16 protein-coding genes and 1 tRNA gene are annotated in these 19,779 nt (G+C 66.2%); 10 read left to right on the top strand and 7 right to left on the bottom strand.

Features of this window, described 5'->3' with window-relative positions; translation table 11 throughout:
• The first annotated feature begins 12 nt into the window (after nucleotides 1–12).
• Entirely contained in the window at nucleotides 13–528 is a 516-nt protein-coding gene (locus tag HMPREF9336_RS05095; protein WP_007469661.1) for a 2-oxo-4-hydroxy-4-carboxy-5-ureidoimidazoline decarboxylase, read from the top strand.
• A gap of 128 nt (nucleotides 529–656) precedes the next feature.
• Here the strand turns inward: HMPREF9336_RS05095 and HMPREF9336_RS05090 are convergent, their stop codons facing one another.
• Nucleotides 657–1,205: a hypothetical protein gene (locus HMPREF9336_RS05090; protein ID WP_021030139.1), complete on the bottom strand. Its 549-nt coding sequence runs from the start codon at nucleotides 1,203–1,205 to the stop codon at nucleotides 657–659.
• A 255-nt stretch (nucleotides 1,206–1,460) separates the two neighbouring features.
• Between HMPREF9336_RS05090 and HMPREF9336_RS05085 the strand changes: the two genes are divergently transcribed.
• Nucleotides 1,461–2,447, top strand: a complete 987-nt coding sequence (locus tag HMPREF9336_RS05085; protein ID WP_007469659.1) for a hypothetical protein — start codon at nucleotides 1,461–1,463, stop codon at nucleotides 2,445–2,447.
• 15 nt (nucleotides 2,448–2,462) lie between these two features.
• Here the strand turns inward: HMPREF9336_RS05085 and HMPREF9336_RS05080 are convergent, their stop codons facing one another.
• A complete protein-coding gene (locus HMPREF9336_RS05080; RefSeq protein ID WP_425277259.1) occupies nucleotides 2,463–3,422 on the bottom strand; it encodes a pirin family protein in 960 nt (319 codons plus the stop codon).
• 171 nt (nucleotides 3,423–3,593) lie between these two features.
• Here HMPREF9336_RS05080 and HMPREF9336_RS05075 point away from each other — a divergent pair.
• Nucleotides 3,594–3,678: transfer RNA gene (locus HMPREF9336_RS05075), tRNA-Ser, on the top strand.
• 71 nt (nucleotides 3,679–3,749) lie between these two features.
• Here the strand turns inward: HMPREF9336_RS05075 and HMPREF9336_RS05070 are convergent.
• Complete coding sequence (locus HMPREF9336_RS05070; RefSeq protein WP_007469657.1) at nucleotides 3,750–6,599, bottom strand: MMPL/RND family transporter; 2,850 nt, start codon at nucleotides 6,597–6,599, stop codon at nucleotides 3,750–3,752.
• Nucleotides 6,596–7,039, bottom strand: a complete 444-nt coding sequence (locus HMPREF9336_RS05065; RefSeq protein WP_007469656.1) for an MmpS family transport accessory protein — start codon at nucleotides 7,037–7,039, stop codon at nucleotides 6,596–6,598. Before HMPREF9336_RS05065 ends, HMPREF9336_RS05070 begins: the two co-directional genes overlap by 4 nt.
• 334 nt (nucleotides 7,040–7,373) lie before the next feature.
• Between HMPREF9336_RS05065 and HMPREF9336_RS05060 the strand changes: the two genes are divergently transcribed.
• The 7 genes from HMPREF9336_RS05060 to HMPREF9336_RS05030 all read left to right on the top strand — a co-directional run bounded on the left by HMPREF9336_RS05060 (nucleotide 7,374) and on the right by HMPREF9336_RS05030 (nucleotide 13,066).
• Nucleotides 7,374–8,105: a TetR/AcrR family transcriptional regulator gene (locus HMPREF9336_RS05060; protein WP_007469655.1), complete on the top strand. Its 732-nt coding sequence runs from the start codon at nucleotides 7,374–7,376 to the stop codon at nucleotides 8,103–8,105.
• Nucleotides 8,106–8,109: 4 nt separating this feature from the next.
• Entirely contained in the window at nucleotides 8,110–9,090 is a 981-nt protein-coding gene (locus HMPREF9336_RS05055; RefSeq protein ID WP_007469654.1) for an NAD(P)H-quinone oxidoreductase, read from the top strand.
• A gap of 12 nt (nucleotides 9,091–9,102) precedes the next feature.
• Entirely contained in the window at nucleotides 9,103–9,570 is a 468-nt protein-coding gene (locus HMPREF9336_RS05050; protein WP_007469652.1) for a bacterial proteasome activator family protein, read from the top strand.
• 28 nt (nucleotides 9,571–9,598) lie between these two features.
• Nucleotides 9,599–10,051, top strand: a complete 453-nt coding sequence (locus tag HMPREF9336_RS05045; RefSeq protein ID WP_007469649.1) for a nitroreductase family deazaflavin-dependent oxidoreductase — start codon at nucleotides 9,599–9,601, stop codon at nucleotides 10,049–10,051.
• Nucleotides 10,048–10,908: a galactan export ABC transporter permease subunit Wzm/RfbD gene (gene wzm, locus HMPREF9336_RS05040; protein WP_007469647.1), complete on the top strand. Its 861-nt coding sequence runs from the start codon at nucleotides 10,048–10,050 to the stop codon at nucleotides 10,906–10,908. The genes HMPREF9336_RS05045 and wzm overlap by 4 nt, the downstream gene beginning before the upstream one ends.
• Before the next feature lie 20 nt (nucleotides 10,909–10,928).
• Nucleotides 10,929–11,717 carry a galactan export ABC transporter ATP-binding subunit Wzt/RfbE gene (wzt, locus tag HMPREF9336_RS05035; protein ID WP_007469645.1) on the top strand — a complete coding sequence of 263 codons (789 nt, stop codon included), beginning with the start codon at nucleotides 10,929–10,931 and terminating at the stop codon, nucleotides 11,715–11,717.
• 95 nt (nucleotides 11,718–11,812) lie between these two features.
• The gene (locus HMPREF9336_RS05030) at nucleotides 11,813–13,066 is read left to right on the top strand and encodes an HNH endonuclease signature motif containing protein (RefSeq protein WP_007469643.1); all 1,254 of its coding nucleotides are present in this window, start codon (nucleotides 11,813–11,815) and stop codon (nucleotides 13,064–13,066) included.
• On the opposite strand, the gene HMPREF9336_RS18335 is transcribed toward HMPREF9336_RS05030, so the two are convergent.
• The 3 genes from HMPREF9336_RS18335 to gltB form a co-directional block, all read right to left on the bottom strand.
• Nucleotides 13,063–13,656 carry a hypothetical protein gene (locus HMPREF9336_RS18335; RefSeq protein ID WP_156920296.1) on the bottom strand — a complete coding sequence of 198 codons (594 nt, stop codon included), beginning with the start codon at nucleotides 13,654–13,656 and terminating at the stop codon, nucleotides 13,063–13,065. The genes HMPREF9336_RS05030 and HMPREF9336_RS18335 overlap by 4 nt on opposite strands.
• 110 nt (nucleotides 13,657–13,766) lie before the next feature.
• Nucleotides 13,767–15,215, bottom strand: coding sequence for a glutamate synthase subunit beta (locus tag HMPREF9336_RS05020; RefSeq protein WP_007469639.1), 1,449 nt, complete (start codon nucleotides 15,213–15,215; stop codon nucleotides 13,767–13,769).
• Nucleotides 15,208–19,770, bottom strand: a complete 4,563-nt coding sequence (gene gltB, locus HMPREF9336_RS05015; RefSeq protein WP_007469637.1) for a glutamate synthase large subunit — start codon at nucleotides 19,768–19,770, stop codon at nucleotides 15,208–15,210. Before gltB ends, HMPREF9336_RS05020 begins: the two co-directional genes overlap by 8 nt.
• Nucleotides 19,771–19,779 lie beyond the last annotated feature (9 nt).

The raw sequence follows: 19,779 nt of genomic DNA, 5'->3' as shown, positions 1-19,779 counted from the left end.
AAGCATGTGTTCATGCATCAAGGCATTGGACTCAAGGGCCTCAACGCCCTTGAGCCGAAAAGCGCCATGAGCGCTTTCTTCGAATGTTGTCACTGCGTGGTGCTCGCGGACCGGCTGACCAAAGCCAGGCCCTACGCGAACCGGGCCGATCTGTTCAGCCTGATCGACCACGAGCTCTTCCGCCTGGACGAGGACACTGTGGACCGGATCGTCGCGGGGCACCCCGGAGTCGGGGCGAGGCCGAGGAGCAAGGCGAGCGAGGGCGAGCAATGCGCGATCTGGGATCCGGACCACGCGGCCATGTCCCGCCTGCACGCCGTCGTCGGCGAGTACGAGGCGCATTTCGGCCATCCGTTCCTCGTCTACGCGGGCGAGCTCACCGCGCTTGAGATCACCGATGTGGCGGCCCAGCGGCTGCACAACCACCCAGAGACCGAGCGCAAGGTGCTGCGCAACGAACTCGCCAAGGTGCACCGCCACCGGCTTGAGCGGATGCTCGGCCCCGAGGGCGGCTATCCCCTCTGGTAGGGGCGGAGCCCGACGCTCGGCAATCCTCTGTCCGCTCTGCCAGGCGCGGCGTTTTCCTCAGAAAGCCCAAGCGGACGGGGCCGCTTGGGCTCCCGTCCGCTTGGACTGCTCGCAACGAGCGCGCGAGGCTACTGGCCGACGCAGGTGCGCAGCGACTCGTCCAGCGCTTTGTCGAACGCGCCGAGCGCGCCGGCGGTGTCCCCGCCGTCGCCGTTCTGGTCGATAGTCGCGATCAAGTCCTTGCCCGCGGCGATGGCATCGCGCACCGCGTCGGCGGTGTCGCCGCCGCCAGCGCTCAAGCCCTGCTGGAGGTTGGCCAGAAGCGTGGGCAGCTGGCCGTCGATGCGGCTGCGGGCCTCGCGCACGTCGCCGTCGCTCCAGTCCCAGCCCTCGGCCTTCGTGGCGACCTTGAGCGGCCAGGTCGTGTCGTCGATCTGGGTCTTGTTGCCCCGGACGACGGTGCAGAGCGAGCCGCCGGTCGAGCTGGCCGGGACCGGCGTCGCGGGAGTCGTGGAAATCGGGGTCTCAGTGGTCGGAGCAGGAGTCTCCGAAGGCGGGGTCGGGACAGCCGGGGTGGGCTCCGGGTCTGCCATCGCCAGGGACGGGCCGAACGCGCTGAACACCAGCGCAGCAGCCACCACTAGCCCGCGCCGGGCAGCAACGTTAGTTCCATGCATAGCGAACTCCATCTCTATCGTCTGAGCCTTGCGCTCAGGTGTCCAGAACGGCCAGGGCCGCCCTTCACGGTCAAGACGACCGTACCTTCCCTTTCTGGAGGAATCCTGTGAGCATAGCCGAACCGCCCTTGCCCGGCGAACTCGCTCGCGCTCTTTCTCATCCCAAAGCTCGCAGCAATCCGGCGAAGAACTAGTCTATGCGCAATCGGCAATCTAGGTTTTCCAGCTCGGCAAGCACCTGAGGACAGCGCATCGATGAGTAGCCCCTACCGCCCCGGCAACCCCGACGACCCAGGGCAGCGCTACCCGCCCCCGGCTCCGCCGTCCCCGTACGCCCAGTACCCGCCGCCGTCCCCGTACGCGCAGCACTATCCAGGACCGCACGAGTTCCGCCAACCGTCCGCCGCGAAACCGAAGAAGAACAAAGCTCTGCTCTTCTCCATCCTTGGGGTCGCGCTCGTCGTCGCGCTCGCCGCAGTGGCAGGCGTGCTGCTCTCCAACAGAGCGGACAGCAGATCCGCCGGCCCCCAGCTCCTCCCGACCAAGCCGACCGGGCCCGGAGCGCCGGCTTCGAGCAGCGCGGGCCAGTCCGCCCAGGGCTCCAGCCTCCTCGGCATGAGCGGCGAGGACTTGTTGCCGCTCATGCCGACGGCGGCCGACTTCCCGCAGGGCACCAAGGTCCAAGCGTTCATCGACACCCTTGGCGAAGCCAACGCCGACGACCGCGTCAAGCCGCTCCCTCCCGAAGCGACCAATCCGCCCAGCTGCTGGACCCACTTGGAAATCCGGAAGAACCGCGACGACCTTCCGGACATCACCAGGATCGTCACCACGCTGGACAAGAACGACAAAGGCCAAACCCTCGCCGCCGCGCAGATCGCGAAAGAGAACAACAACGCCGACGCCATCGAGCAGGCGAAGGCGTGGCTCGCCCGATGCCAGGAGTTCGACTACGTCTACCAGCTCAAGGACGGCCAGCCCCCCGTCCATTTCAAACTCGCCCCGCTGTCTGGGCCGCCCGCGTTCTCCGACCCGTTCTTCGGGGTGAAGCTCACCGAGTTCGGCCCGCAAGGTCCGCTCGGGTACCGGTACTTCTTCGCAGCCCGCGTCCGAGGCCTCCTGGTCCTGTCCGAAGGCGTGTGCGACCTCTCCACCTGCGACGAGACCCAGGACGCGCGGCTCGCGCAGCAAATCCCGATCATGTTCTCGAAAATCGTGCAGGGCTTGCGCAATCTGCAGTGAGGCGCGCGGCGGATCTCAGCGCCGCCTGGAGATCAGCCGAGTCGTCGGCAGCGCCGGGGCCGGCAGCCAATCCACCCCGCCGCTCCTCGGCGTGTAGCCGTCGACACTGCCGAACCGCGCGTCGTGGCCCTGCCACTGCTCGCGGAACGCCGCGATCTCCTCGTGGCTTTCGCCGATGAAATTCCACCACATGACGATCTCCTCGCCGAACGGCACGCCGCCGAGCAACATGAGCCTGGCCGTCCGATCCGTTGGGTTCGCGATGGCCAAGGACTCCGCGCCAGGGCCGAGATAGACAAGTTCGCTCCAGCCCAAGTCCGCGCCCTGCACCACTGCGGCCTCGGTGTCGAGCAGCACCCCGTGCTCGAACGCCGGGTCCACGGCGATCCGAGCCGAGGCCCCCGCGTCGAGCAGCAGCTCGGCTCCCAGCAGCGGCGTATGCGTCGGCACGGGGGAGGCCGAGCCGAGCAGCGAGCCCAAGAACACTCGGGCCTGCCCGCCCTCGAACTCGACCAAGGGCGGCGCATAGTGGTCGAAGCCCGGCGGGATGCCACGGGCCCCGCGCGGGAGCGCGATCCACAGCTGGAGACCGTGCAGGACGACGGTGTCGTCAGTGGAGACCTCCGTGTGGCTGACGCCGCGCCCAGCGGTCATCAAGTTCAGCTCGCCCGGACGGACGATGGCGTGCACGCCCGTGGAGTCCCGGTGCTCGATCAGCCCGGTGAACAGCCAGCTGACTGTCTGCAGCCCGGTGTGCGGATGAGGCGGCACGTCCATGCCGCCGGTCGTCCGCACGTCGTCGGGGCCGTAGTGGTCCGAGAAGCACCACGCTCCGATCAAGCTGCGGTCGCGGGACGGCAGCGTGCGGCGCACGGTCATCGCGCGCGGCCCGCCCAACGGCACTTCGCGGGGCTCGAAGACCAATGCCTGGCCCGGCCTCGCCGGCCCAGGAGGACGTGCGCCGGACGGCTGCAGCTCGTCCACGTTGCTCACGCGACCATCCTAGTCGCGGTCGAGCGCCCACGGACCACGCCGCCGACGCGGCGTACGACCGCGCGATCCGCCGATCCGCCCGGACAAGCACAGCAATACGGCGCGCGGCCGCCAGTTACACTAGGACGGCTCCGGCGCGCCGGAGCCGTCCTAGGAAGTGTGGCAGAGCGGCCGAATGCGCCCGCCTTGAAAGCGGGTGAGGGTAAAACCTCCGGGGGTTCAAATCCCTCCACTTCCGCTCCTCGGCCCCGCCGTTCCGCGCCTCCGCTTCTGTTCTTCCCATCAGCGGACCGCCCCCGGACAGGCCGCTCAGCTTCTGCCGAGCAGCCTGTCCGCGCGGGTCGGAGCCGCCGGGCGCTGCCGCACGACCCTCGGCCACCAGAACACCGGGCCGAGCAGCCGCACGATGCACGGCACGACGAGCGCGCGCACCACCAAGGTGTCCAGCAGAAGGCCCAGCGCGACCGTGGAGCCCATTTGGCCGATCGACTTCAGATCGCTCGACAGCATGGCCGCCATCGTCGCGGCGAACACAAGGCCGGCGGTGGTCACCACCTTGCCCGAGCTCGCGACCGCCCGGATCAGGCCGGTGTTCAGCCCGGCGTGGTTCTCCTCCATACATCGGGAGATGAGCAAGAGGTTGTAGTCCGACCCGACCGCCACCAGGACGATGAAGGTGATCGGCAGGACGAGCCAGCTCAGCGGCAGGTGGACGAAATGCTGCCAGACGAGCACAGACAGGCCGAACGCTCCGGAGAAGGAGAACGCGACGGTGCCGACGATGACGAACGCGGCGACCACGCTTCGAGTGATGAGCAGCATGATCAAGAAGATCAGCGCGAACGCGGCGGTGGCCGCGATCAGCAAGTCGTATTTCAGGCCTTCGCTGATATCCCAGTACGTCGCCGCCGACCCGCCGAGGTAGATCTTCGCGCCCGCAAGGGTCGTCCCCTTGATGGATTCCCTCGCGGCGGCCATCAGCGCCTTGTCATGCTCGATGCCTTCCGGGGTCAGCGCCTCGCCGTCGTGGAAGATGATGACGCGAGCCGCCTTGCCGTCGGGCGACACGAGGTAATACAGGCCGACTTGGAAATCCGGGCTGTCGAACGATTCGGGCGGCATATAGAAGAACTCGTCGTTCTGCGACTCGTCGAACGCGCGCCCGAGGTCCTGCATCTGCTTGCCGAGCGCCTTCATCTGCGTCAGCGACGGCCACATCGTGCTCTGCTCGGTGAGCAGGACTTTGTTCATCTGGTCGAGCTGCTGCATCATCCGCCCGGCGACGTCGACAAGCTCGGGGGTGACGGTGTCGTTGATCGTCGCGGCCTTGACCGTGTCCGGCATCAGGTCGGCCATTTTGTCGATCTGGTCCATCATGTCGAACAAGGACCGGCCCATCCAACACCATGGGAGCTCGTAGCAGTAGGTCTCCCAATAGAAGAAGTTGCGGAACGGGCGCATGTAGTCGTCGACATAGCCCATATCGTCACGCATCGTGTTCGTGATCTCCTGCATCTCCTTGGAGACTTTGGCAGTGATATGCGCGGAGTCCGCTTGTTGCTGGGTGAGTTTGCGCTGCAGCCCCGTCAACTCGACCATCCGTTTGGTGATCTCCGACATCTCGGTGAAGCGTCCGGTGAGGTCGTCGAAGAACGGGATCATCTCATTGATCTTGGTGCCCATCGAGCCCATGGTGTAGGTGAACGAGGAATGCTCCATCGGGCGCCCAAGCGGCCTGGTGATCGATTGGACCATGCCGATTCCGGGGGTGTGGAAGATCGCCTTTGCGATCCGGTCCAATGCGATCAAGTCGGTCGAGTTGCGCATGTCATGGTCCGATTCGACCATGAACATGTCCGAGTTCAGCTTGCTGACCGGGTAGTGGCGGTCGGCGGCGTCGAGCGCTTGGCGCGCGGGCGTCCCTTCGGGAACGGTGTACCGGTCGTCGTAGAGCGGGCGGTACGTCGGCAGGGTGAGCGAGCCGATCAGCACCACCGCGATTCCGGCGACCAGGATGCGGCCCGGCCAGCGCACGACGCTGACCCCCACTTTGCGCCAGACCCCCTGGCTGTGCTTGGTCTTGGGGTCGAAGAGCCCGATGTGGCTGCCCAAAGAGAGCAGGGCCGGGCCGAGCGTGAGCGCCGCCGTCACAGCCGTCAGCATCGCCACCGCGCAGGGGATGCCCATGGTGCTGAAGTAGTTCAGCCGGGTGAAGTGGAGGCAGAACGTCGCGCCCGCGACCGCGCAGCCGGAGCCGAGGATGACGTGGGTGACGCCGTCGACCGCCGAATAGTACGCGGTTTCCCTGTCCTCGCCCATGTGCCGCGCTTCGTGGTAGCGGCCGACGAGGAAGATCGCGTAGTCCGTGCCCGCGCCGAGGATGAGGGAGACGAGGATGTTCGACGCGAAGGTCGAGATCCCCACATAGTGGTAGAAGGCGAGGGAGGACACGATCCCGCGACCGGCGACCAGCTCGATGATGACCGTGGCGAGCACGAGCAGGAGCGTGGCGATCGAACGGTAGACGATCAGCAGCATCACCGTGATGATGATGATCGTCGTGAACATCATCTTGTTCATGCTCTCGTCGCCGACTTTGAGCATGTCGGAGGAGAGCGGGGCCGCGCCGCCGACATAGACATGCGTGCCAGGCGGCGGCTTCATCCTCTCCACCGTCTCGCGGATCGCGACCGAGGACTCGTCGGAAAGGGTGGAGCCCATATCGCCCGCCGCCCGCACCAACGTGAAGGACGCCTTGCCGTCGGAGCTTTGCACCCCAGGCGCGGTGAACCCCCGGTTCCACATGTCCATGATGTACTGGACGTGCTTCTTGTCTTTCTTCAGCTCCGCGACCAACCGGCTGTAGAACTCGTGGTCTTGTTGGTTGAGCTTGTGGTCGCCCTCGATGACGATCATCGCCAAGGTGTTGGAGTCGGATTCCTTGAACACCTTGCCGATATGCACGAGCGCCTTGGTGGACGGAGCGTCCAGCGGCACCAACGGCCCTTGATTGTCATGGGTGACCGGCTCGATCTGCGGCGCGATGACGTTCACCACGACCGCGAACGCGATCCAGGCGAGGACGACGAGGACTGAGCCCTTGCGCACCACTTTGGCGAGCAAAGAACGTTTCTGCTGCGTGCTGTTGTTGTCGCTCATGCCGACAGCACCTGACACCAGACGCCCGCGTGCTCCCCTGTCGCGGTGTGCTCGACGCGAAGTTCGCCGTTGACCAAGATCCGGCAGCCGATATAACTGCCGTCGGTCTGCGCGGTGACATCGCCCGTGCCCACCGGCATGATGGTCGTCTCGGTGTGCGTCCACGGGAGGGCGGTCATCAACATGTCCACTGGCTTGGTGTCCTTATCCCAGTAGTCGATCCGACCCCATTGGCGAAAGTCGCCGAATATCTCGTAGGTGATCCGTTTCGGGTTGAACTCCACAATGGCGAATTTCTTGTCCAAAGTCCCCGTCTCGTCCTTCGATCCGAAAACCCCATGGGCTTTGTCCATGATGAGGGCGGCTACCGCGACCACCACGAGGCAGATAGCGGGCAACCAGACCCAGCTGAGGATACGACGACTCCGAGAAACGCTCATGACATACCTCTGAGGGCGATGACCGCCTCGGTCTCTCACTGACCGGACGATCGGACGAGAAGGGTTCAAAGCCCGCTTCGGAGCACGGGTGAGGACCCGCGCTCGGCGACGCCCTCGTATGCTCTGCGGATCATCCTATGATCGCTTGGTGAAATTCCACGCCTCGTTTCGCCGTGGTATTTCTCACTACTCTCTCAGGGAATACTCAGCCTCGCCGTGTCGTTGTTGGTATGTTTCGCACGCGGCTCGCGCCCCGTCAAATCCTTCCCACGGCTCTGTTCCACTGCTCAATGCCTTACTGCGAAATCGCTGCGAAGGTGCTAGCGTACGAACGATGAGCCCGATTGCTGACCCGTCTTCAACTCCCAGCGGTTCCGCTTCATCACGAGCCGGGAGCGCCGCTGCGCGCGCGAAGACTCCCCGTAAGGCCACTGCGAAAAAGAACCCGGCGAGCCGGATTCCGATCCCGAAGCGGCAGCGCCGCCCAACACGCGCCGAAGTCCGCAAACGTCTGCTCGACGCCGCGCTGATCGTGTTCGGCGAGCTGGGCTACACGGCGGCTTCGCTCGATATCGTCGCGGCCGCCGCCGGCCTCACCAAAGGCGCCGTGTACAGCAACTTCTCCAGCAAGGACGAGCTGTATTTCGCCATGATCGAGGACCAGCTGGAGCGTCGCGTCGTGGAGACCAACTTCGCCGCGAGCGGCTCCGCCGACCTCGACGAGATCAGCCGGTTCTTCACCGCGAACGTTTTCAAGGAACGCCACTGGGAGCTGGTCTGGCTCGAGTACTGGGCTCGCGTCGTCCGCGAGGAGGACATCCGCCAGCCCTATCTCGACGCGCGCAAGCAGTTCGCCGAGCGGATCAAGGAGGCGTTCGCCCCGGTCCGGGAGAGTCTCGCCAAGCAAGCCAAGGACGATGAGAAAGCCTCTGTCGAGTTCACCGAAGAGGAGCTCGCGACCGTGCTGCTCGCGGTCAACAGCGGGTTGACCGTCCAGGCGCTGCCGAGCCCCGACACGTACCCGAAAGAACTTCTGGGCAAAGTCCTCCACAAACTCCTTTCGTAAGTACATGCGCGCTATCACGCTTCCTGCATTCGGCGATGCGGATGCGATGGTGCTCGCCGAGGCGGCACGGCCCGAGCCCGGTCCGCAGGACGTGCTCATCGAGGTCGTCGCCTCGGGCGTGAACCGGGCGGACGTGGCGCAGCGGCAAGGCTTCTACCCTCCCCCGCCCGGCGCGAGCGATCTGCTCGGGCTCGAAGTCTCGGGGCGGGTGGTCGAAGTCGGCGACCGAACCGAGGGATGGACGGTCGGCGACGAGGTGTGCGCGCTCCTGCCGGGAGGCGGCTACGCCCAATACGCCGTCGCGCACCAATCCTGCGTCCTGCCGGTCCCGCCCGGCGTGACGTTGGCCGAGGCCGCCGCTCTGCCCGAAGCGGCGGCGACGGTATGGCTCAACCTCGGCATGATCGGCGGGTTGCGAGCGGGCGACCGCGTGCTCGTCCACGGCGGCGGCAGCGGCATCGGCACCCACGCGATCCAAGTCGCCGCCGCGTTCGGGGCCGAGGTCGCAGTGACCGCGAGCCAAGGGAAAGCCGAACGATGCGAGGAACTCGGCGCGCGGATCGTCGTCGACTACAAAGCGGACGACTTCGCCGAGGCGCTACGCGAGCGCTGGCCCGAGGGCGCGAACTTCGTCCTCGACCACATCGGCGGCCCCTACCTGGCCCGGAACCTGCAAGTGCTCGCGCTCGACGGGAAGATCGTCGTCATCGCGACCATGGGCGGCGCGAAAACCGAACTCAACCTCCTCGCGCTGCACGCCAAGCGAGCGAGCTTGATCGGCTCCACCCTGCGCAACCGGGCGATCGACGGGCCGCTTGGCAAAGCCGAGGTCATCCGGCAGGTGCGCGAGCATGTGTGGCCGCTCATCGCCGCAGGCCGAGTCCGGCCGGTCCTCGGCAGAACCTTCCCGCTCGCCGAAGCAGCGGCGGCGCACCGGGCGCTGGAGGCCGGTGAGATCTTCGGCAAAGCCGTCCTGCTCCCGTGAGAGAATAGAGACATGACCGAGGACAACCACCCCCAACGCATTGTCGTCCTGACCCAGCCGCAGTCCGGGGACGACTCGGACGACTTGGTCGAGCAGCCCGCGAAGGTGATGCGGATCGGCTCCATGGTCAAACAGCTCCTCGAAGAGGTGAAATCCGCCCCGCTCGACGAGGCTGCGCGCAACCGGCTCCGCGAGATCCACACCCGCTCCATCAAGGAACTGCAGGACGGGCTCGCGCCCGCGATGCGCGAAGAGCTCGCGCGCCTCACCCTTCCGTTCTCCGAAGGCGAAGCGCCCTCGGAGGACGAGCTGCGGATCGCGCAGGCTCAGCTCGTCGGCTGGCTCGAAGGCCTGTTCCACGGCATCCAGACCACGCTTATCGCGCAGCAGCTCGCCGCCCGAGCACAGGTCGAACAATCCCGGCATGAGGCATTGCCGCCAGGGCATAGCAATGTTCCGGGCTCTGGGCAGTATCTTTGACGCTTGGCGCGATGAGGAGAGCGAGACCATGCCGAAATTCAAGTTCTGGAAGATCCCCGCGAAGTACTGGCCTTACATCACGAAAGGCCATGTCGCGGTGTACGAGCTCTCCCGAGGGCTCGTGGGGCATTGGATGCCGGGGATGGCTCCCGCGCTGATCCTGCACCACACCGGCGCGAAAAGCGGCAAGCAGTACAAGATCCCGCTCAACTACTTCGTCTCCAACGATGACTTCGTCGTGGTCGCCTCCAACGGCGGGCATCCGAAAAACCCGAATTGGTTCTGGAACTTGAAAGCCAACCCCGACACGCGGATCCGCGTGGGGCTCCGAGAGCTCCGGGTGACTGCGAGGGAAGCCACGGCCGAGGAGCGCGCCGACTGGTGGCCGAAAATAGCGACCACCGGGGCCTACGCCATCTACCAGCGACGGACCAAGCGCACTATCCCGCTCGTCGTGCTCTCCCCCGCGCATCAGCAGTGAGCCAGGCGACCACCGTCCAGGGCCGGGTCTCCGCAAGGGCCTCCTCTCGATCGCTCGCGCGCGCCTGGGGCGATTTGCGGCGCGGCTTCTTCGACTACGAGCTGTGGCTACAGCTCGGCTGGCAGGACATCAAGCAGCGCTACCGGCGCTCGGTCCTCGGGCCGTTCTGGATCACCATCTCCACCGGCACCATCGCCATCTGTCTGGCCCTGCTGTACTCCCTGCTGCTCGGTGTGGAGCTGCGCAGTCTCCTGCCGCACGTCACCGTCGGCCTCATCATCTGGAACCTCATCCAGAACTCGCTCGAGGAGGGCTCCGAGGTCTTCATCGCCAACGAAGGCATCATCAAGCAGCTCCCCGCGCCCATCAGCGTGCACGTCTACCGGCTCATCTGGCGGCAGGCCCTGCTCATGGCGCACAACCTCGTCATCTACGTCATCCTGATGATCGTCTTCCCGCCGAAGCAGTGGTCCTGGTCGATGCTCCTCGCCGTCCCCGCCCTCGCGCTGCTGCTCGTCAACGCGGTCTGGGTGGCGATGGTCGCGGGCATCATCGCCACCAGGTTCCGCGACGTGGTGCCGATGGTCGCCAACGTCACCCAACTGCTCTTCTACCTCACCCCGATCGTCTGGACCACCGACGGCCTGGTGAAGCAGGGCGGCTCGGTGGCAAAGCGGGCGCGTCTGGTGGAGATCAATCCGCTATACCACTACGTGGACATCTTGCGCGCGCCGATGCTCGGCACCCCGCAACAGGCGTACCACTGGTGGATCGTGCTCGCGCTGACCGCCTTCGGCATCGGGCTCATGCTCCTGGTCATGCGGCAATACCGCTCCCGCGTCGCCTACTGGGTGTGACGGAAGAAAGTGAGTCATCCATGACTGTCAGCGTTGACCTCGCCCAAGCCTGGGTCGAGATACCCATCTTCGACGCCAAGACCCGATCCCTCAAGAAGGCCATGCTCAGCAAGGCAGGCGGATCTATCGGCGGTTCCGGCAAGTTCCCCATCGTCGAAGCGCTGCGCGACATCACGCTCTCGCTCAAGGAGGGCGACCGCATCGGCCTGGTCGGACACAACGGAGCCGGGAAGTCCACCCTGCTGCGGCTGCTCGCCGGTATCTACGAGCCGACCCAGGGGACAGCCGTGGTCCGGGGCCGGGTCGCGCCCGTCTTCGACCTCGGAGTCGGCATGGACCCGGAGACTTCCGGCTACGAGAACATCATCATCCGGGGGCTGTTCCTCGGCCAGTCCCGCAAGTCGATGCTGCGCAAGATGGACGAGATCGCCGAGTTCTCCGAGCTTGGCGACTACCTCAACATGCCGCTGCGGACCTACTCGACCGGTATGCGGATCCGTCTCGCCCTTGGCGTGGTGACCAGCATCGACCCGGAGATCCTGCTGTTGGACGAGGGCATCGGCGCGGTGGACGCGGACTTCATGAAGAAGGCCCGCGAGCGCTTGCAGGCGCTGGTCCGCCGCTCCGGCATCCTGGTCTTCGCCAGCCACTCGAACGAGTTCCTCGCCCAGTTCTGCGAACGCGCGCTGTGGGTGGACCACGGCAATATCCGCATGTCGGGCGGCATCCAGGAGGTCGTCACCGCGTACGAGGGGCCCGAGGCGGGGGCGAGCGTGGCAAAAGTGCTGGCGAACCCCGGCTGGAACTAGACTTTCATCATATCGCTTTCCTGTTCGATTCTTATGCTAAATATGCATTGATATTTCTATTGCAGGATTCCAGTATTGCTCTTACAATAGAACGCATGACCAGCACGACGGGGATCGTGTCGGAGGACATGTTCAAGAGCCTCCGAGCAGAGTCGTGTTCTGACGAGAGGGAAGCGCTCGCTGCGTTGAGGGAGTGCGAGCGAGCGGAGGCTGTGCTGCTGGCTCGTAAGGCGGGGTTGGTGGCTGCTCTCGCCGAGAAAGTCGCGGCGCGGAAGGCCGCGGAGGAGAAGGTCTTGGGGAAGGGGATCTTCACCTTTTCGGCTCGTGAGGCGGCGATCCTCGAACTCGCCCCAGCGCTCGGGGTCTCTTCTCGCGAAGCGAAGGGCATGTTGTCGTTCGCGGAGAACATGACCGAGCATTACCCGGAGTTGGGCGCGAGGCTCGCCGCCGGGGAGGTCACCGCGAAGGTCGCCCGTTTCGTGGGTAAGTCGTTGGAGTCCGCTCCCGCAGGGTGGCGGGAGAAGCTCGACGCGTGGTTGGCGGAGCGGGCTCCGCGCTGGCGGTTGCACTCCCAATCGAAGATCCAAGGGTTGATCGAAGCCCAATACATCCGCTGGGACTCCGAATGGACGAAACAACGCCGCGAGAAGGCCCACGCGGAACGAGGATTGTTCTTCCAGCCGGTCGGGGACGGGATGGCGAAAATCTGGGGCGCCATGCCCCTCATGGAAGCCGCGATGGTGAAGGACCGGCTCGACGCCGCCGCCAGGACCGTCTGCCCCGGAGACCCCAGAGCCATGTGGACCCGCCGGGCCGACGCGTTATCCGCCCTCGCCGGGAACAGGGAAGGCAAGCTCCACTGCGAATGCGGCAAAGAAACGTGCCAGGCCGCCCAACGCCCCGCGCCCCAGGCCAAACCCGTCGAACTCGTCGTGGACCTCGCCGTCCTCGCCAACCTCTCCGATTTGCCCGCTTGGCTGAACGGATCACCCATCGACCCCGAACTCGCCCAGAAGCTCGCGAAAACGTCGAAAACCATCCGCTTCACCACCACCCCCGAGCAATACCACCCCACCCCAGCGGTCCAAACCCACGTCAACGCCAGAGACCAGCACTGCCGATTCCCAGGGTGCCACCGCCGAGCGAGAACAGAACTCGACCACACGAACCCGTTCAACCACCAGAACCCAGCATCAGGCGGACAAACCGTCCCCCAAAACATAAAACGACTCTGCCGACACCACCACCGAGCAAAAACCCACGGCAAATGGCGAGACAAACAGAGTCCAGACGGAACAATCCTATGGACATCACCCACCGGCCAGCACTACACCACCGAACCCGGCTAGAACACCCAGCTACCGTGCGGCGACAGCACGAAGCCATACGCGGCGTCTTTCTGCACAGTGCGACATGCGATCACTCCAGGTTCTGGCACGCCACACACCATCGGAAACGGCAATCGCTTGCTGCTGTCAACAGGCTTGCCGCGCTCAAAGAAATCCCAATCAAAAACGATCTTGTGTCCGACCGGCAGTTCGTGGGAACGGGAGAGCAAAACGCTTGATTCCGAATCGGGACCGGGCGGCGTGTAGAAATGGCCCGGCCACGGACCCCTCGCGTAGCCGACAGCAACCGACTCTTCACCGCGCGGAGCGGCGCCCGATTCGTCCCAACATTCGAGGTAAGCGTAGTTTTTCCAGTTACGGTTCTGGCAGAGGGCATCGCCGACCCGGAACTCGTGCGGCCAGCAGTGCGGCCCGGCGTTTTGCGGCATCGGGCCTCCCCGGCAATCTTGAAACTCCGGATTGGCATAGTCGTCCAAATTGACCGCTGGCAGCGAGTCGATGTCAGGAAACTCCGGCTCAGCGGACGCGGACGGCGCGAACAAACCCCAGACAACTACCGCCGCAGATACGGCACCCCGAAACCTTCCCACTGAGGAAGACTATCACTTGCCGTAGTGATACCGGCACGCAACGATGATCGCAGTGTCGATGCGGCGCGACCTCATTCACATCTTCCTGCACATCGAGGTGCGCTCCGCAATCAGCCGATGGGCTGGGCGTGCGGCGGGATGGGGCGAGGCAACGCGGTCTCGCCTTCCAACCACTCGTCCACTGCGGCGGCGGCGGCCCTTCCTTCGGCGATGGCCCAGACGATCAACGACTGGCCTCGGCCGCCGTCGCCGGCGACGAAGACGCCTTCCACGCTGGTGTGGTAGTTCTCGTCCCGCTTGACGTCGCCGCGCTCGGTGAGTTCGACGCCGATCTTGTCCAGCAGATCGACGCGCTGCGGGCCGGTGAAGCCAAGGGCGAGGAGCACCAGCTCGGCCTCCTGGGTGAACTCGGAGCCGACGGACACGATGGCCCGGCCTTCGCGGATGACGTCCTCATGAGCTTTGAGGCCGACGAGCTTGCCGTCCTCGCCGAGGAATTCGATCGTGTTGGCGGCGAACACGCGCTCGCCGCCCTCTTGGTGCGCGGCGGAGGAGCGGAAGACCCTCGGGTACGTGGGCCACGGCATGGTCTCGTCCCGCGACTTCGGCGGCTCGGGGTTGATGTCGAACTGGTGGACGCTCGCCGCGCCCTGGCGCAGCGCGGTGCCGAGGCAGTCCGCGCCGGTGTCGCCGCCGCCGATGATGACGACGCGCTTGCCTTTCGCGTCGATGCTCGGGGCCCGGCCCTCGTATAGGGCCCGATTGGCCTCGGGCAGGTAGTCCATCGCCTGGACGACGCCGTCGAGTTCGCGGCCCGCCACGTCCAAATCCCTCGGCTCCAGCGCGCCGACCGCCAGCACCACCGCGTTGTAGCTCTTGCGCAGCTTCTCGACGCTGATGTCGACGCCAACGTTCACGCCGGTGCGGAAGATCGTGCCCTCTGCCTCCATCTGGACGAGCCGACGGTCGATATGCCGCTTCTCCATCTTGAAGTCGGGGATACCGTATCGCAGGAGGCCGCCGATCCGCTCGTCCCGCTCGAAGACGGTGACCATGTGGCCCGCGCGGGTGAGCTGCTGCGCGGCGGCGAGCCCTGCGGGGCCCGAGCCGACCACGGCGACTCGCTTGCCGGTGAGCTGGTGCGGGTGCACCGGGGAGACCCAGCCCTCTTCGAAGGCGTGGTCGATGATCTCGACCTCGATCTGCTTGATCGTCACCGGATCCTGGTTGATGCCGAGCACGCACGCGGACTCGCACGGCGCGGGGCACAGCCGACCGGTGAACTCGGGGAAGTTGTTCGTCGCGTGCAGCCGCTCGATGGCCTCGCGCCACTGGCCGAGCCGGGTGAGGTCGTTCCAGTCCGGGATGAGGTTGCCCAGCGGGCAGCCCTGGTGGCAGAACGGGATGCCGCAGTCCATGCACCGGGAAGCCTGCACGCGCAGGGTCGACTCGTCGAAATCTTGGTAGACCTCGTTCCAGTCCCGCAACCGCAGCGGCACCGGCCGCCTCGGCGGCAGTTTCGCCATGCTGTGCTTCAAGAAACCGCTTGGATCAGCCATTGACGCTCTCCATGATCGCTTTGTCGGGGTCGCGGCCCTCGGCCAGCGCCCGCTCGATGGTGATGAGCACTCGCTTGTAGTCGCGCGGCATGACCTTCACGAAGTTCCGCCGCTCGTTGTCCCAAGCGTCCAGCGCCCGACGCGCCACGGCGGAACCAGTCTCCTCGACGTGCCGGAGCAGCAGCTCCTGCAGCCAAGTCTGGTCCTTCGCGTCCACGTCCTCAAGGTCCACGAACTCCCGGTTCACCTTGCGCTCGAAGGTCTCGTCCGGGTTGTAGACGTAGGCGATGCCGCCGGACATGCCCGCCGCGAAGTTCCGGCCCACCGGGCCGAGGATCACGACGCGTCCGCCGGTCATGTACTCGCAGCCGTGGTCGCCGATGCCTTCGACCACAGCGATGGCCCCGGAGTTGCGCACCGCGAAACGCTCGCCCGCGATGCCGCGCAGGAAGGCGTGCCCGCTGGTGGCCCCGAACAGCACCACGTTGCCCGCGATGATGTTCGTCTCGGCGACAAGCCGGTCCGAGGACTCCTCGGGCGGGCGGATCGTCACGTTGCCGCCGGAGAGGCCCTTGCCGACGTAGTCGTTGGCCTCTCCGTGCAGGCGCAGCGTGACGCCCTTGGGCACGAAAGCGGCGAAGCTGTTGCCCGCCGTGCCGGTGAAGTTCACCGTGATGGAGTTCTCCGGCAGCCCCGCCGCGCCGCGCGCCTTGGTGACCTCGTACCCGAGCATGGTGCCCGCCGAGCGGTTCAAGTTGCCGATCTTCGAGTCGATGACCACCGGGACGCCCTGGTCGATGGCCTCGCGGGCCTGCGCGATCAGCACTTGGTCCAGCGCCTTCTCCAGCCCGTGCTCCTGTTTGCTCGTGCAGTACGGTGCCTGGTTCATGAACGGCGAGTCCGGCTGGTGCAGGATCGGCGAAAGGTCGAGCTTGCCCGCCTTCTCCCCCGACCAGTGCGCCAAAGCGCGCGAGGTGTTCAGGTGCTGGGACTGGCCGATGGCCTCCTGGATCGTGCGGAAGCCGAGGCTCGCCAAGAGCTCGCGCACCTCCTCGGCGATGAACTCGAAGAAGTTCACGACGAACTCAGGCTTCGCGTCGAACCGGGCGCGCAGCACCGGGTTCTGCGTCGCGACGCCGACCGGGCAGGTGTCAAGGTGGCACACGCGCATCATGACGCAGCCCTCGACCACCAGCGGCGCGGTCGCGAAGCCGTACTCCTCGGCCCCAAGCAGCGCGGCGACGACCACGTCTCGGCCGGTCTTCATCTGACCGTCCACCTGGACCACGATGCGGTCCCGCAGGCCGTTGAGCAGGAGGGTCTGCTGGGTCTCGGCCAGGCCGATCTCCCACGGGGCCCCCGCGTGCTTGAGCGAGTTCAGCGGGCTCGCGCCGGTGCCGCCGTCGTGGCCCGAGATGAGCACGACATCGGCGTGGCACTTCGAGACGCCCGCGGCGACTGTGCCGACCCCGATCTCGGACACCAGTTTCACGTGGATCCGAGCCTGCGGATTCGCGTTCTTCAGGTCGTAGATGAGCTGCGCGAGGTCTTCGATCGAATAGATGTCGTGGTGCGGGGGCGGGGAGATCAGCCCGACTCCCGGCGTGGAGTGGCGGGTCTTCGCGATCCACGGGTACATCTTGTGCCCTGGCAGCTGGCCGCCCTCGCCGGGCTTCGCGCCCTGCGCCATCTTGATCTGGATGTCGGTGCAGTTGACGAGGTAGTGCGAGGTGACGCCGAACCGGCCGGACGCGACCTGCTTGATCGCGCTGCGCCGCCAGTCGCCGTTCTCGTCCGGGGTGAACCGGTCCTCGTCCTCGCCGCCCTCGCCTGAGTTCGAGCGCCCGCCGAGGCGGTTCATCGCGATGGCGAGGGTCTCGTGCGCCTCCGCGGAGATCGAGCCGTAGCTCATCGCGCCGGTGGAGAACCGCTTGACGATCTCGCTGACCGGCTCCACCTCCTCGATCGGGATAGGCGAGCGGCCCCGCGCGTCGAACTCGAAGAGCCCGCGCAGAGTGCCCAGCGTCGTGGAGCGCTCGTCGACGGCCTTCGTGTACTCCTTGAAGATGTCGTAGCGGCCCGTGCGGGTGGAGTGCTGCAGCTTGAACACCGTCTCCGGGTTGAAGAGGTGGTACTCCCCCTCCCGGCGCCACTGGTATTCGCCGCCGACCTCCAGCTCGCGGTGCGCCCGCTCCTCCGGGCGCTCGATGAACGCCCGGTGGTGGCGGACGCCGACGTCCGCGGCCAGCTCGTCGAGGCCGACGCCGCCGAGCTGGCTGCGCAGGCCCGTGAAGTACTCGTCCACCAGGCCCTGGTCCAGGCCGATGACCTGGAAGAGCTGCGCCCCGGTGTAGGAGGCGAGGGTCGAGATGCCCATCTTGGACATGATCTTCAGGACGCCCTTGCTGGCCGCCTTCAGGTAGTTCGCCTCCGCCTTGGCGTAGGTCAGGCCCGGCAGGACCTTGCGCTCGACCAGATCGTGCAGCGTCTCCAGCGCGAGGTACGGGTTCACCGCAGCAGCGCCGCAGCCCAAGAGCGTCGCGAGGTGGTGGATCTCGCGGGCGTCGCCCGACTCCACGATCAGGCCGATCTTCGTGCGGGTCTTCTCACGGATCAGATGGTGGTGCACCGCCGCGACCAGGAGGAGCGACGGGATCGGGGCCAGGGACTCGTTCGAGTTGCGGTCCGAGAGGACGATCAGCCGCGCCCCGCCCGCGATGGCGTCGGAGGCCTGCGAGCGGATCACGTCGAGCGCGGCGGCGATGCCCTCGCCGCCCTTCGCCACCGGGTACAGGCCGGGGATCACCGTCGAGCGCAGCCACGGGTAGTTCCCGTCGTCGTTGGCCGCGACGAGCTTGGCGAGGTCGTCGTTCGAGAGGATCGGCTGGTCCAGCTGCACCTGGCGGCAGGAGAGCGGCTCCGGGTTGAGCACGTCGCGCTCGGGGCCGAGCGAACCGTACAGGCTCGTCACGATCTCTTCTCGGATCGCGTCCAGCGGCGGGTTCGTGACCTGCGCGAAAAGCTGCTGGAAGTAGTCGAACAGCAGCCTCGGGCGCTCGGAGAGGGCCGCGATGGGCGTGTCCGTGCCCATCGAGCCGATGCCCTCCTGCCCGGTCTGCGCCATCGGCTTGAGCAGGATGTTCAAGTCCTCGTTGGTGTACCCGAACACTTGCTGGCGGTTGAGCACCCGCTCGTGGTTCATCCGCACGGTCTCGCGCTTTGGCAAATCGTCCAGCGTGATCTGCGCCTTGAGCCACTCCCCGTACGGGTGGGCGGCGGACAGCTCGTCTTTGACCTCTTGGTCGCTGATGATCCGGCCCTCGGCGGTGTCCACAAGGAGCATCCGGCCCGGCTGCAGGCGGGTCTTGGCGATGATCTTCTCTTGCGCGACCGGGAACGCCCCCGCCTCGGAGGCCACCATCACCTCGTCGTCGGTGATCCACACCCGGCCGGGGCGCAGGCCGTTGCGGTCCAGAAGCGCCCCGACCAGCGTGCCGTCGGTGAAGCACATCGCGGCGGGGCCGTCCCAGGGCTCCATGAGGGAGGCGTGGTAGCGGTAGAAGTCCCGGTGCGCCTTCGGCATGTCCGGGTTGTTCTCCCACGCCTCGGGGACCATCATGAGCATCGCCTGCGGCAGCGACCGACCCGCGAGGGTCAGCAGCTCCACGACCTCGTCGAACCGGGCGGTGTCCGAAGCCCCCGGCGTGACGACCGGGAAGATCTTCTCCAACGCCTCCGGGCCGCCGAACACGCCGCCTTTGATCAGCGACTCGCGGGCCCGCATCCAGTTCGAGTTGCCCGCGACCGTGTTGATCTCGCCGTTGTGGGCGATGAACCGGTACGGGTGCGCGAGCGGCCACGAGGGGAAAGTGTTCGTGGAGAACCGGGCGTGCACGATGCCGACGGCGGACTCCACTCGCTCGTCCTGCAGGTCGGGGTAGAACTCCCGCAGCTGCAGCGTGGTGAGCATGCCCTTGTACACCAGAGTGCGCGAGGAAAGGCTCGGGAAGTACACCCGCTCGTCGCCGACGCGCAGCTCGTGCTCCACCCGCTTGCGCACGATGTACAGCCGCCGCTCGAAGTCAAGGCCCCGCAGCTCGCGCGCGGGGTCGGCGATGAAAATCTGGCGGAACGTCGGCATCGCGTCCCTTGCCAACGCGCCAAGGGACGAATCGTCGACCGGCACCTCGCGCCAGCCCACCGTCTCAAGCCCTTCGGACGCGACGATCTTCTCCACGGCCCTCGCGGCCTCCTCGGCGTCCGCGCCGCCCTGGGGCAGGAAGGCGATGCCGGTGGCGTACAGCCCAGGGAGTTCGAACGGGACAACCGCCCGCAGGAACCGGTCGGGAACCTGGATCAGCGCCCCGGCCCCGTCGCCGGTGTTGGGCTCCGCCCCGGCTGCGCCTCGGTGGTCGAGGTTGACCAGCGCCGCGATGGCTTTCGTCACGAGCGAGTGGCTGCGACGGCCGTGGATGTCCACGATCATCGCAACGCCGCAGGCGTCGTGCTCTTCGGAAGGATGGTAAAGACCCTGAGGGCCGGGGCTACAGTTCATCTGGTGGTT

Source organism: Segniliparus rugosus ATCC BAA-974, from assembly GCF_000185725.2.
GTDB classification, from domain to species: Bacteria; Actinomycetota; Actinomycetes; order Mycobacteriales; family Mycobacteriaceae; genus Segniliparus; species Segniliparus rugosus.
This window is presented reverse-complemented; position numbering and strand designations above follow the sequence as displayed.

Coding starts and splice junctions, on each gene's coding strand:
- wzt (WP_007469645.1), top strand. CDS start 10,929: ATGACTGTCAGCGTTGACCTCGCCCAAGCCTGGGTCGAGATACCCATC.
- HMPREF9336_RS05045 (WP_007469649.1), top strand. CDS start 9,599: ATGCCGAAATTCAAGTTCTGGAAGATCCCCGCGAAGTACTGGCCTTAC.
- HMPREF9336_RS05030 (WP_007469643.1), top strand. CDS start 11,813: ATGACCAGCACGACGGGGATCGTGTCGGAGGACATGTTCAAGAGCCTC.
- HMPREF9336_RS05070 (WP_007469657.1), bottom strand. CDS start 6,599: ATGAGCGACAACAACAGCACGCAGCAGAAACGTTCTTTGCTCGCCAAA.
- gltB (WP_007469637.1), bottom strand. CDS start 19,770: ATGAACTGTAGCCCCGGCCCTCAGGGTCTTTACCATCCTTCCGAAGAG.
- HMPREF9336_RS05065 (WP_007469656.1), bottom strand. CDS start 7,039: ATGAGCGTTTCTCGGAGTCGTCGTATCCTCAGCTGGGTCTGGTTGCCC.
- HMPREF9336_RS05095 (WP_007469661.1), top strand. CDS start 13: ATGCATCAAGGCATTGGACTCAAGGGCCTCAACGCCCTTGAGCCGAAA.
- HMPREF9336_RS05020 (WP_007469639.1), bottom strand. CDS start 15,215: ATGGCTGATCCAAGCGGTTTCTTGAAGCACAGCATGGCGAAACTGCCG.
- HMPREF9336_RS05060 (WP_007469655.1), top strand. CDS start 7,374: ATGAGCCCGATTGCTGACCCGTCTTCAACTCCCAGCGGTTCCGCTTCA.
- HMPREF9336_RS05050 (WP_007469652.1), top strand. CDS start 9,103: ATGACCGAGGACAACCACCCCCAACGCATTGTCGTCCTGACCCAGCCG.
- HMPREF9336_RS05090 (WP_021030139.1), bottom strand. CDS start 1,205: ATGCATGGAACTAACGTTGCTGCCCGGCGCGGGCTAGTGGTGGCTGCT.
- HMPREF9336_RS05055 (WP_007469654.1), top strand. CDS start 8,110: ATGCGCGCTATCACGCTTCCTGCATTCGGCGATGCGGATGCGATGGTG.
- HMPREF9336_RS05085 (WP_007469659.1), top strand. CDS start 1,461: ATGAGTAGCCCCTACCGCCCCGGCAACCCCGACGACCCAGGGCAGCGC.